We start from the raw sequence: 11,474 nt of genomic DNA, 5'->3' as shown, positions 1-11,474 counted from the left end.
GGCGTGAAGGAGGCAACGCCGGAGCCGGCCGCGCCCGCCGCCAAACACAAGCGCCGCGCTCCGCCGGGCCGATGAATTGATCAGGGGAGGTGACGGTTGGAGCGTGGCCGGCTTCGCCCTGGTGCGTGCGGTGGTCGCAAGCGCTGCCGCACAATAGGCGTCGTCCCTGCGAAAGCAGGGACCCATACGCCGCAGCAGATGTCGTGATCGGGACTCGTCGTTCCACCGTCGTTCACCAATAACCGTTCGTGGTTATGGGTCCCTGCTTTCGCAGGGACGACGCCGGGTGTGTGGCGCGGCCGGTGATTATGGAGTCTTACCGTTGTCTCGCCCTCTCCTTGAACAGAGGGCGCAGGGAACGCCGGGCGCCGATCGCACCCATGGGTCCCGCGCAATAAAAAATGCGGACACGCGAACCGGTGTCCACTTTGCTCGAAAAACGCACTGATACAGGCGGCAGCGCCTCAGCTCGCCAGGGCCATCCCGGCTTCGTCCAGCGTCTGCAGGAACCCGTGCTCGATCACGGCATTCCTGCCGCGGCGCTTGGCGGCGTAGAGGGCGGCATCGGCGGCTTCGATCAGGTCGCCGGGGCGCTGGGTGTCGTTCGGCTTGGTCGTGGCGACGCCGACGCTGACGGTCACGACGCAATAGCTCGAGGGCGCATGCGGCACGGCGAGGCCGAGCACCGCTGATCGCACCGTCTCGCCGATCGCGAGCGCATGCGCGGCATCGGTGTTCGGCAGCAAGAGGCAGAACTCCTCGCCGCCATAGCGGCCGGCAAAGCCCATCGTGTCGGCGGCGATTCCGGACAGCACCTCGCCGATCCTGGTCAGGCAGGCATCGCCTTCGGGATGGCCGTAGGTGTCGTTGTAGAGCTTGAAGTGATCGACATCGATCATCATCAGCGACAGCTCGCATTCATACTGCTGCGCCCGCATCCATTCGAAGTCGAGCCGGCTCTGGAAGCCACGGCGGTTGGCGAGGCCGGACAGCGCGTCGATCGACGCCATCACCGTGAGGCGATCGTTGGAGGCGACCAGCTCGCGCTCGCGCTGGCTGAGCTGGGCCGCCATCGCGTTGAAGGCGCGTGCCAGCGGCACGAATTCCGAAGGCAGCTTGTGCTTGTCGACGCGTGCCGACCAGTCGCCTTCGCCGAACCGCCGCGCCATGCCGGTCATCAGCTCGATCGGATGGATCACGAGCCGCTCCGCGCCGACGAGCGCACCCAACAAAACGAAAAGGCAGACGAAGCCGAGCTGCAAATAGGCGGTGCGGATCTCGCGGTTGATCGCCGCCGTCACCTTGGCCTCGTCCATGCTGACGATCAGCCGGGACTGGGTCCCGGCGATGCGGGCGAAGCTCAGCGTGCGCTGCGCGCCGTCGGACGCGGTGAACGACACCGAGCCGGACGGCTCGTCGTAGCTGAGCGCCTTCTCCGCAATCGCCGACATCAACGGGATGGTGTCGAGCGAGCGGCCGATCAGGCTCGCATGGTCGGCGGGCGCCGCGACCACGACGCCGGTCGAGTCGACCAGCACGGCCGACATGCCGGGCTGGCCGCCGAGATTGGCCATGATCTGCGACAGCCAGTCGATGTTGATGCCGGAGACGACGACGGAATCCAGCTCCGGATTGATCGCGGCCACCGGATAGGCGGCCATCATCATCGGCCGGCCGTTGGTCCTGCCGCGCAGGTAGTCGCTGAACACGAAGCCGCGGTTGTCCTGCGCCTTCTTGAAATATTCACGGTCGCCGACATTGAGCCCGACCTGGCTGTTGAGCGTGGAGCACTGCACCAGCCCGTCCCTGGAGACGAACATGATGCTGCGGATCCAGGGCAGCACCGTCGGCAGGCTGGCGCGCAGCACCTCGCAGCTCTGCGCAATACCGCCGGAGGCGCGGATATAGGCGGCGGACTTCAGCATGGTCTCGACCGAGGAGACCACCTCGCGCTGGGTTTCGGCGGCCTGCGCGGTGAGGCTGGCATACCCTGCCGAGGCTTGTGCGATCTGCTTGCTGCGGGAATCTTCCAGCGTGCGGACGCGATCGAGCATCAGGGGCGCGACCAGCATCAGCGCAAGCAAGGCGAGCCGGGCACGAATGCCCAGAACCTTCTTGAGTCTGACCCGGTTGCGGTTGAAAGTGACGCCCGACATTCTATTCCCTTGCCCGGGCGCAGGGTAAAATGCAGGGCTTCAAAAAGCCTTTCCCGAATTTGGTAAAATTCGAGCCAACCCCCGCACCTGTTAGAGAACGGCACAAGCATGACGCAAAGCCCGACCACGCCGTTATCGGCCGATTCACCACATGACCCTGCCTCTGGCCTCTCCGTCGTGGAGCAGGAGATCGCTCATGCCTGCAAGGAAGCGCGACGCGACCGCGCGTCGGTGACGCTGATCGCGGTGTCGAAGACCTTCGCAGCCGACGCAATTTTGCCGATTATCGGCGCCGGACAACGCGTATTTGGCGAAAATCGCGTGCAGGAGGCCAAAGGCAAGTGGCCGGAGTTAACCCAGGCCAACCCGGGCTTGAAGCTGCATCTGATCGGGCCGTTGCAGTCCAACAAGGCCAAGGAGGCGGTCGCGCTGTTCGATGCGATCCATTCGGTCGACCGCGCGAGCATTTGCGAAGCGTTAGCCAAGGAAATCAAAACTCAGCAAAAGCACCCGGAACTGTTCGTCCAGATCAACACCGGCGAGGAGCCGCAGAAGGCCGGCGTCGCACCGCAGGACGCCGATACCTTCATTGCGGCGTGCCGCGACAAATACGGCCTGCAGATCGCAGGCCTGATGTGCATCCCGCCGGTCGACCAGGCGCCGGCGCCGCACTTCGCGCTCTGCGCCAAGATCGCTGCGCGCAATGGGCTCAAAAATCTGTCGATGGGGATGAGCGCCGATTTCGCCGTGGCGATCGCGATGGGCGCCACCCATGTGCGGGTGGGGTCGGCGATTTTCGGCACGAGGACGAAGCCGCATAACTGAAGCCGCATAACTAGTGTCGTCCCTGCGAAAGCAGGGACCCAGACGCCGCGGCCATCGTAAGGGGCACGCGGCCAGATCGGCGGGCAACAACTAACTTCGGTGGTTATGGGTCCCTGCTTTCGCAGGGACGACAGCAGCGTGTGTGGCGAGCATATCGCCTACGCAAACTTCACCGACACCTTGCCGATCGCGCCGAAATCGGCCGCGAACGCATCGCCGGCGGCGATCGGCAGCGGGGGGTGGCAGGTGCCTGTGGTGACGACCTCGCCCGCCCGCAACGTCAGTCCGAGCGCGCGCAGCTCGTTGGCGCACCAGGCGAGCGCTGCGCGGGGATCGCCGAGCACGTTCTTGCCGTGGCCGATGTAACGCTCGCCGCGCAGCGTGATGATCGGGCGTTCCTCGACCATGTCGATCGCGCGCCAGTCTGTCGACGTTGCGGGTCCGAGCACGAACAGATGCGCGCAGGCATTGTCGGCGATCAGCTGCGCTTCGCCGGCGGCGACGAAGTCGGTGAAGCGCGAATCCGGAATCTCGATCGCCGGATGCAGTGTGTCGACCGCCTCCAGCACCTCCTGCACGCTGTAGGGCGCGGTGCGCGGTGTGAGATCACGCGCCATGCGGAATGCGTATTCGGGCTCGCCGACGCGCATCTCGTTGCCCGTCATCGACGCAGTGCCGCCATCCGGTATCAACGTCTCCGCAAGGATGCGCCCGGCGAGCGGTCCGGCGACATTGATGTGCTTCTGGCCGGCCGCGCTGGTTGCCGCGATCTTCCAGCCGAACAGCTTTTCGCGCGATGTCTGTTCCAGCCGAGCCTGCACCGCATAGCCCTCGGCGCGATCGCGTGGCCGCATTGTGCTGTCGAGTGCGCCGAGCTTTGTTCCGGCATGCCAATGCCCGTGCAGAACTTTTGCGGCGGCCGCGATCTGGTTGTTGTCGAGCATGTTGGTTCGCTCCCGCGGGAATGTTTTGTCTTGCGCGCGATCTCAGCACAAACGCGTCGCGCTTGTCGCGTGGGAAAACCGATGCTCAGCTATCTACTCAATGATGATCTTTGTCTGCGGCGACATCCGCCGCAGCAGCCGCAGCATCGATGCCTTGGTCATCGAGACGCAGCCTGCGGTCGGCGCGAAATTCGGCCGCGCCAGATGCAGGAATACGGCGCTGCCGCGGCCGGCGACGCGCGGTGCGGCGTTGTGGTCGATCTCGACGATGAAGTCGTAGAGATGATCCTCGCGCGTCAGGCGGTCGCCGCCTTGCTCCCGGTCGAGCCGGATCGGCTGGTTGTAATGGCGGTCGGCGGGATCCTCGCACCAGGCATCCTCGCGGCGGATCGGCCGGGTCGGCAGCAAGGTCGGCGGGCGCCGGTGCCTGTCGGCACGCCACCAGAGTTGCCGCGGATGGAAGATGCCGCGCGGCGTGCCGCCGTCGCCCTCGCGCTTGTTGGCGAGGATTCCGCCGCGTCCGAGTGCGACGGGAACCGTCCAGCCGTCGGCCGTCAGCCAGCCCCGGCGCGGGTCACCGGCGGCGCTGCGGACCTCGATCGAGGAAAGCGGGTGATCACGTTTGACTGTCATATAAGTGATTGAAATAGCTGATCTTCCCTTAAGAATCGTTCAAAACTGAACTTGCCTTGGATGAACAGATCATTCTATCTCCCGGCATTACAGGACATTCACGTCCTGCCCCACCGGATTTGAGGTAGACTGCGCTGCCTTGTGAATCGGTAACGACGGCCTACCTGAGGACGTATCTAGCCGATGCTACGGCCATAAGCGCCCTCCGCTTCTGACCGCCCCGCCCCCCGAAGGATTGTACCTATGGCCAATGCCCGCAAGATCTTGATCGTGGATGACGATACCGATCTGCGCGATACGCTGGTCGAGCAGCTGTCCCTGCACGAGGAGTTCGAAGCCTCGGCAGTCGATACCGGTGCCAAGGGCGCCACTGCCGCCAAAGCCAATTCCCCCGATCTGGTCTTGATGGACGTCGGCCTGCCCGACACCGACGGCCGCGAAGTGGTCCGCTCGCTTCGCAAGGGCGGCTTCAAGGCCCCGATCATCATGCTGACCGGCCACGACACCGATTCCGATACCATCCTCGGCCTGGAAAGTGGCGCCAACGATTATGTCGCCAAGCCGTTCCGCTTCGCGGTGCTGCTGGCCCGGATCCGGGCGCAGCTGCGCCAGCACGAGGCCAGCGAGGACGCGGTGTTCTCGGTCGGCCCCTACTCGTTCCGGCCCGGCTCGAAGATGCTCACCGGCGCCAACGCCCGCAAGGTGCGGCTGACCGAAAAGGAAACCGCGATCCTGCGCTTCCTCTACCGCGCCGGCCAGATGCCGGTGTCGCGCGAGACCCTGCTCCAGGAAGTCTGGGGCTACAATTCCGGCGTCACCACCCACACGCTGGAAACCCACATCTACCGCCTCCGCCAGAAGATCGAGAAGGACGCCGCCAACCCGGAAATCCTGGTCACGGAAGCCGGTGGCTACAAGCTGGTGCCGTGATACGCTTCGCGCTCAACGATTCGTGAAATCGAGGCGCACCGCGGTTACCGGCCCTGAATGTCGATCGATGATGACGTAGCCCTGCTCGAGCGGGTCCCGACGATGCGTCTGTTGGGCGACAGCTCCTTGCGCATGCTGGCGATCGGCTCCGAGCAACGCGATTTCAACGCAGGCGAGGTGCTGTTCAAGACCGGCGACACCGCCGATGCCGGCTATGTCGTGCAGCGCGGCACCTTCCGCGTCGAGGAAGGCGGCGCCGAGGTCATCGCGGGTCCTGGCGCGCTGATCGGCGAACTCGCATTGATCGTCGCGATGAAGCGGCCCTCGACCGCGACCGCACTGGAGCGCGGCTCGGTGATCCGCGTCGCGCGCAGCCTGTTCCAGCGCGTGCTGGAAAGCGACCCGGCCGCAGCCCGCCGCCTGCGCGACGAGCTCGCGCTGCGCACCAGCCAGCTCGCGAGCGATATCTTGATGGCGGGCGGCAAGCTGAGTACGTGATCGTTCCGCGCGTCGTTCAGCGAAGTCATTGACCCGTCACCCTGAGGTGCGAGCGCAGCGAGCCTCGAAGGGTCGACGGCCGCCAGCCGGGCCGATTCATCCTTCGAGACGCGCGGTCCGCGCTCCTCAGGATGACGGGTCAAGAGTTGGCGCCGTCAAACCTCCATCACCGCCGTGACCGGCACGTGATCCGACGGGCGCTCCCAGCTGCGGGCGTCGCGGGTGATCCTGAAGTCGCTGACGTGATCCTTCAGCGCGCGCGAGACCCAGATGTGATCGAGCCTGCGGCCGCGGTCGCCGACGGTCCAGTCCGCGGCGCGGTAGCTCCACCAGGTGTAGACTTTTTCCGACATCGGGATCCGCTCGCGCGCGATATCGAACCATTCGCCATGCGCTTGCGCTGCGAGCAGCTTCTCGGTCTCGACCGGCGTGTGCGAGACGACCTTCAACAGCTGCTTGTGCGACCACACGTCGTTTTCATGCGGCGCGACGTTGAGGTCGCCGACCAGGATGTGGCGGTCGTCGCCGCGCGGATGCAGCGGCTCGCAAGCCTTCATCTCGTCGAGGAATTGCAGCTTGTGCTCGAACTTCGGGTTGAGCGCGGGATCGGGAATGTCGCCGCCGGCCGGCACGTAGAAATTATGCAGCACCAGCGGTTTTGAAAGCTGCGCCTTTTCGCCGAAGGAAACCGAGATGTGCCGCGAGTCGATCTTGTCGCAGAACGTCCTGACGTCGGTGGAGTCGAACGGCAGCCGCGAGACGATGGCGACGCCGTGATAGCCCTTCTGTCCGTTCAGCGCGACGTGCTCATAGCCGAGCCGCTTGAAGCGCTTCAGCGGAAACGCGTCGTCGATGCATTTGGTTTCCTGCAGGCACAGCACATCCGGCCGCGCGCTCTTCAGGAACTTGGCGACGATGTCGATGCGCAGGCGCACCGAGTTGATGTTCCAGGTGGTGACGGAGAACCGCATGAGAACCGCCTCTTAGCACGGTTCTTGCGGCGGATTTCAATTGTCCACAGGGCGGATCGTCGATCCGGCTAGCCCGGCGAGGTGCCGGGATAGGTCGTGAAGTCGATCTTGAACAGCCCCGGGTCGGGCTTCTGCGTCGCGTCGAGATTGTAGACGGCTACCGTCGTGTCGTAGCCCTGCGGATCGGTGACGGTCCACTGCTTGAGCTTGCCGTCCTTGGCGCCGATCATCAGCAGGAAGCGGCTGGTGCCGACCAGCGCCTGCTTCTCCTCGATCGTGATGCTGACGAACACGTCGTCGGCTGTGACGCTGATGACGTTGGTGTCCTTCATCAGGTCGATGCGGTCCGACAGCAGATAGCGCAGCGGGGTCTGCGACAGCGGATAGACGTCTTGCGTCGCGAGCCTGCGGTCGCGCACCGCGACCGACGAGCCGTCCGCGATCACTTCGATCGTGCTCGGATCGTCATATTCGAAGCGCAGCTTGCCCGGCTTCTGGATGTAGAAATCGCCCTTGGTCTTGGTGCCGTCGGGGCCGACCTGGACGAAATTCCCGACCAGGGTCTGCAGCGACGACAGATAGGCCGAGACCTTGGCGGCCTGCGCCTTCTGGTTGGCGTCGAAGGTCTGGAAGATGTTGGCGGGGACGTTACGGCGCGGATCGGGAATCACCGGGTTCGGCGGTGCCTGGGTGGCGCCTGTGGTGGTCGGGCCCTTGTCGGCATTGCTCTGAGCGCCGGCGTCCTTCGCAGCGTCCTTGGCCTTCGGCGCAGCCTTGGGTGCGGCGGGCTTCGGCGGCGGGGCATTCTGCGCAGTCGCGCCGCCGGCGATCGCGGCGGTGACGAGAAGAGCCAGCGCAGTGCGCGTGCCGCGGTCAATAAGTTGTTTTGCCATCAGATATGTCAGGTCTCTGTTCGACGCTCGTCCCGCTTGGCCGGATTTTATCCCGCCTCTTCCGAGGGAGATATGGTTTTTCCGTGATGATCGCCCCCGATCAGAACTGGCCTTCTTCCTCCCCGACCAGGATTTCGCGCTTTCCGGCATGATTCGCCGGGCCGACGATGCCCTCCAGTTCCATCCGCTCCATCAGCGAGGCGGCGCGGTTGTAGCCGATCTGCAGCCGGCGCTGGATGTAGGAGGTCGATGCCTTGCGGTCGCGCTTGACGATCGCAACCGCCTGCGTGAACAGATCGCCGCCGCCATCGCCACCCATGCCGGTGGCATCGAACACGGCGCCGTCCTCTTCGGTCGGCTCTTCCGCGGTGACGGCTTCGAGATATTCCGGCTGGCCCTGCGTCTTGAGGTGACGCACCACCTTCTCGACTTCCTCGTCGGAAGCAAATGGGCCGTGGACGCGGCTGATGCGGCCGCCGCCCGCCATGTAGAGCATGTCGCCCTGGCCGAGCAGCTGCTCGGCGCCCATCTCGCCCAGGATGGTGCGGCTGTCGATCTTCGACGTCACCTGGAAGGCGATGCGGGTCGGGAAGTTCGCCTTGATCGTGCCGGTGATGACGTCGACCGACGGACGCTGCGTGGCGAGGATCACATGCAGGCCGGCGGCGCGCGCCATCTGCGCGAGGCGCTGCACCGCGCCTTCGATGTCCTTGCCGGCGACCATCATCAGGTCGGCCATTTCGTCGACGATGATGACGATGTAGGGCAGCGGCTCGAGGTCGAGCTTCTCTTCCTCGTAGATCGCCTTGCCGCTCTCCTTGTCGAAGCCGGTGTGCACGGTGCGCGTCAGCTCTTCGCCCTTGGCCTTGGCTTCGACGAGGCGCGCATTGTAGCCGTCGATGTTGCGCACGCCGAGCTTGGCCATCCGCTTGTAGCGCTCTTCCATCTCGCGCACGGCCCATTTCAGCGCCACCACCGCCTTCTTCGGGTCGGTGACGACGGGGGTCAGCAGATGCGGGATGCCGTCATAGACGGAGAGTTCGAGCATCTTCGGGTCGACCATGATCAGGCGGCACTGATCCGGGCGCAGCCGGTAGACCAGGCTCAGGATCATGGTGTTGATCGCGACCGATTTGCCGGAGCCGGTGGTGCCGGCGATCAGCATATGCGGCGTGCGCGCCAGATCGATGATCACGGGATCGCCGCCGATCGTCTTGCCGAGGCACAGCGGCAGCTTGGCGACCGAATCGACGCTTTCCTTGGCGACCAACAGCTCGCGCAGGTAGACCTTCTCGCGATGCGCGTTCGGCAGCTCGATGCCGATCGCGTTGCGGCCGGCGACGACAGCGACGCGGGCCGACAGCGCGCTCATCGAACGCGCGATGTCGTCGGACAGTCCGATCACGCGCGACGATTTGATGCCGGGCGCGGGCTCGAGTTCGTACAGCGTGACCACCGGGCCCGGATTGGCCTTGACGATCTCGCCGCGCACGCCGAAGTCCTGCAGCACGCCTTCGAGCGAGCGCGAATTGGCCTCCAGCTCGGCCTTGCTCAGCGGTTGGCGATCGCTCGCCTTCGGCGCACTGAGCACGGAGACCGACGGCAGCTCGAACTTGTCGGAATTCTTCTTCTTCGGCTTCGGCTCGGCCTTCTTGCGCGGTGCGCGCGCGACGGGAGCTTCCTCCTCGTCCTCTTCTTCCTCTTCGTCGTCGCCGAGGTCCTCGGCTTCGTCTTCATCCTCGTCGTGATCGTTATGCGCGGGCGCGATCGAGGGCGCCGCGCGGCCGCCGCTGATATTGGGCTCCTGACGCTCGAACGCGGCGCTGCGGCCCTGCGCTCCGCTCGACACCAGCGATTTGTAGGCGGTGGTGAACAGCCAGCCGAGCCGGGCCTTGGCGCTCATCAGCGCGTGGAACAGCCAGCCGAGCGAGACCGAGCTGCGGTCCTCATCCTCCTCGACGAACGGCTCGTCGTCGTCGGAGATCGGCGTCAGTTCCTCGTCCTGCTCCTTGGCGCCCCAGCCGCAGGCGAACAGGAAGCATGCCGCCATCGCGACGAACAGGATCAGGCCGAGCACGACGCGGTAGATGAAACCGGGCGGGCCGAACACCACGGCCGGTGCGCGCAGCAGCGCATCGCCGACCACGCCGCCGAGCCCGGTCGGCAGCGGCCATGCGGTGTTGTGCGGCCAGCAGCTGGCGAAGCCCGCCGCGATCACCGTGCAAAGGACCCAGCAACCGAGCCGCAGCGCCTCGCGGTCGAACGGACGGTGCGTCAGCATCCGCCAGCCCCAGACCGCGACCGGCAGCAGCAGCATGATCGCGCCGAGCCCGAGGATCTGCATCAACAGGTCGGCGCCGATCGCGCCGGGATAGCCGAGCACGTTGCGGATCGCGCGCGAGGTGGCGTGACTGAGCGACGGATCCTGCACCGACCAGGTCATCAGCGCGGCCGTGATGGCGCCCGACAGCGCGATCAGGCCGAGCCCGGTGAGCTCACGCAGCCGTCGCGCCAGCGCCTCGCGCAACGAGAGCGGCAGATGGCCGACCAGGGGGATGACACGTTCGATCGCTGGCATACTCAATCTTCGCGCTTCGCGATTAACCCAGGGTTTCGACCAGGCGATGCATCGCCTCGGCCGTCGATTCACTGTCGGAGACCAGCGCAAGGCGGATATAGCCCGCGCCCGGATTGGAACCGTCGTTCTGCTCGCGCGCCAGATAGCTGCCGGGAATCACGCGAACGCCGGCGTCGCGATACAGCCTGACCGTCGTCTCCTCGTCGCCGCCGCGGTCGGAGACGTCGAGCCAGACGCAGAAGCCGCCGGCAGGACGCTTGTAGCCGTAGCGGTTGCCGAGGATCTGGTCGGCGAAATCGAACTTGATGCGATAGAGCCTGCGGTTCTCCTCGACATGCGCCTCGTCGCCATAGGCGGCGACCGCAACATGTTGGAGCGGCACCGGCACCTGAGGTGCAGCGACATTGCGCAGCTCGAGGAACGCGGCCATGAACTTTCGATCGCCGGCGGCAAAGCCGACGCGCATGCCCGGCAGGTTCGAGCGCTTCGACAGCGACTGGAACGCGACCACATTGGTGAAGTCGGGTCCGGCGCATTCGAGCATGCTGCCCGGCGCTTCGCGGGTGTAGATCTCCGAGTAGCACTCGTCGCTCAGGATCATGAAGCCATGGCGATCGGCGAGCTGCTTCAGCCGCGTGAAATAGGCGCGCGAGGCGACCGAGCCTTGCGGATTGGCAGGCGAGGCGATGAAGAACGCGACGGTGCGCGCCAATGTCGCCTCGTCGATCGAATCGAGGTCGGGCAGGAAGCCGTTGGCGAGCGTGGTCGGCAGATGGATCTGCTCGCAGCCGGCCGCGCGGGCGCCGGCGCCATAGGCCGGATAGAACGGATTCGGCATCAGGACTGCCGGCCGGCCCTTGCGCGGCGAGACGTAGCGTGCCGCCGTGATCGCGGCAAAGAACAGCCCCTCGCGGCTGCCGTTCAGCACCATCACCTCGCTCTCCGGATCGACCGGGCGCGGCAATTGGAACCGGCTCGAGAGCCAGGTCGCGGCCGCGCGGCGGAACGGCTCGATGCCCTTGGCCATGGGATAGCGGCCGAATTCG

At 65.5% G+C, this 11,474-nt stretch carries 10 protein-coding genes; 3 read left to right on the top strand and 7 right to left on the bottom strand.

Annotated elements, in window-relative coordinates; all coding sequences use genetic code 11:
* Positions 1-464: 464 nt before the first annotated feature.
* On the bottom strand, positions 465-2,156 hold the full coding sequence (locus tag H8A95_RS37710; protein WP_229187674.1) for a sensor domain-containing diguanylate cyclase: 1,692 nt from the start codon (positions 2,154-2,156) through the stop codon (positions 465-467).
* Between the two features lie 108 nt (positions 2,157-2,264).
* Here H8A95_RS37710 and H8A95_RS37705 point away from each other — a divergent pair, with 108 nt between their 5' ends.
* Positions 2,265-2,981, top strand: coding sequence for a YggS family pyridoxal phosphate-dependent enzyme (locus H8A95_RS37705; protein WP_229187673.1), 717 nt, complete (start codon positions 2,265-2,267; stop codon positions 2,979-2,981).
* 158 nt (positions 2,982-3,139) lie between these two features.
* On the opposite strand, the gene H8A95_RS37700 is transcribed toward H8A95_RS37705, so the two are convergent.
* Positions 3,140-3,925 (bottom strand): 2-keto-4-pentenoate hydratase, encoded by a 786-nt coding sequence (locus H8A95_RS37700; protein WP_229187672.1) that lies wholly within the window; start codon positions 3,923-3,925, stop codon positions 3,140-3,142.
* Positions 3,926-4,018: 93 nt separating this feature from the next.
* Complete coding sequence (locus H8A95_RS37695) at positions 4,019-4,558, bottom strand: L,D-transpeptidase family protein (protein ID WP_229187671.1); 540 nt, start codon at positions 4,556-4,558, stop codon at positions 4,019-4,021.
* A 243-nt stretch (positions 4,559-4,801) separates the two neighbouring features.
* Here H8A95_RS37695 and H8A95_RS37690 point away from each other — a divergent pair, with 243 nt between their 5' ends.
* On the top strand, positions 4,802-5,488 hold the full coding sequence (locus tag H8A95_RS37690) for a response regulator transcription factor (RefSeq protein WP_016841446.1): 687 nt from the start codon (positions 4,802-4,804) through the stop codon (positions 5,486-5,488).
* Positions 5,489-5,545: 57 nt separating this feature from the next.
* The gene (locus H8A95_RS37685; protein ID WP_229187670.1) at positions 5,546-5,986 is read left to right on the top strand and encodes a Crp/Fnr family transcriptional regulator; all 441 of its coding nucleotides are present in this window, start codon (positions 5,546-5,548) and stop codon (positions 5,984-5,986) included.
* A gap of 155 nt (positions 5,987-6,141) precedes the next feature.
* Here H8A95_RS37685 and H8A95_RS37680 read toward each other — a convergent pair whose 3' ends face one another.
* The 4 genes from H8A95_RS37680 to H8A95_RS37665 form a co-directional block, all read right to left on the bottom strand.
* Positions 6,142-6,957, bottom strand: coding sequence for an exodeoxyribonuclease III (locus H8A95_RS37680; protein WP_229187669.1), 816 nt, complete (start codon positions 6,955-6,957; stop codon positions 6,142-6,144).
* 68 nt (positions 6,958-7,025) lie between these two features.
* The gene (locus H8A95_RS37675; RefSeq protein WP_229187668.1) at positions 7,026-7,850 is read right to left on the bottom strand and encodes an outer membrane lipoprotein carrier protein LolA; all 825 of its coding nucleotides are present in this window, start codon (positions 7,848-7,850) and stop codon (positions 7,026-7,028) included.
* 100 nt (positions 7,851-7,950) lie between these two features.
* On the bottom strand, positions 7,951-10,434 hold the full coding sequence (locus tag H8A95_RS37670) for a DNA translocase FtsK (protein WP_229187667.1): 2,484 nt from the start codon (positions 10,432-10,434) through the stop codon (positions 7,951-7,953).
* A gap of 16 nt (positions 10,435-10,450) precedes the next feature.
* Positions 10,451-11,474, bottom strand: a 1,024-nt coding sequence (locus H8A95_RS37665) for an aminotransferase class I/II-fold pyridoxal phosphate-dependent enzyme (protein WP_229187666.1), incomplete at its 5' end; no start/stop codon positions are given.

The sequence above is a fragment of the Bradyrhizobium oropedii genome (assembly GCF_020889685.1).
GTDB lineage: Bacteria > Pseudomonadota > Alphaproteobacteria > Rhizobiales > Xanthobacteraceae > Bradyrhizobium > Bradyrhizobium oropedii.
The sequence above is the reverse complement of the archived record's forward strand: the minus strand, read 5'-3'. Positions and strand labels throughout refer to the sequence as shown.

Bases quoted from the DNA above. Each gene is read 5' to 3' on its own strand.
- H8A95_RS37710 (WP_229187674.1), bottom strand. From the start codon at position 2,156: ATGTCGGGCGTCACTTTCAACCGCAACCGGGTCAGACTCAAGAAGGTT.
- H8A95_RS37705 (WP_229187673.1), top strand. From the start codon at position 2,265: ATGACGCAAAGCCCGACCACGCCGTTATCGGCCGATTCACCACATGAC.
- H8A95_RS37700 (WP_229187672.1), bottom strand. From the start codon at position 3,925: ATGCTCGACAACAACCAGATCGCGGCCGCCGCAAAAGTTCTGCACGGG.
- H8A95_RS37695 (WP_229187671.1), bottom strand. From the start codon at position 4,558: ATGACAGTCAAACGTGATCACCCGCTTTCCTCGATCGAGGTCCGCAGC.
- H8A95_RS37690 (WP_016841446.1), top strand. From the start codon at position 4,802: ATGGCCAATGCCCGCAAGATCTTGATCGTGGATGACGATACCGATCTG.
- H8A95_RS37685 (WP_229187670.1), top strand. From the start codon at position 5,546: ATGTCGATCGATGATGACGTAGCCCTGCTCGAGCGGGTCCCGACGATG.
- H8A95_RS37680 (WP_229187669.1), bottom strand. From the start codon at position 6,957: ATGCGGTTCTCCGTCACCACCTGGAACATCAACTCGGTGCGCCTGCGC.
- H8A95_RS37675 (WP_229187668.1), bottom strand. From the start codon at position 7,850: ATGGCAAAACAACTTATTGACCGCGGCACGCGCACTGCGCTGGCTCTT.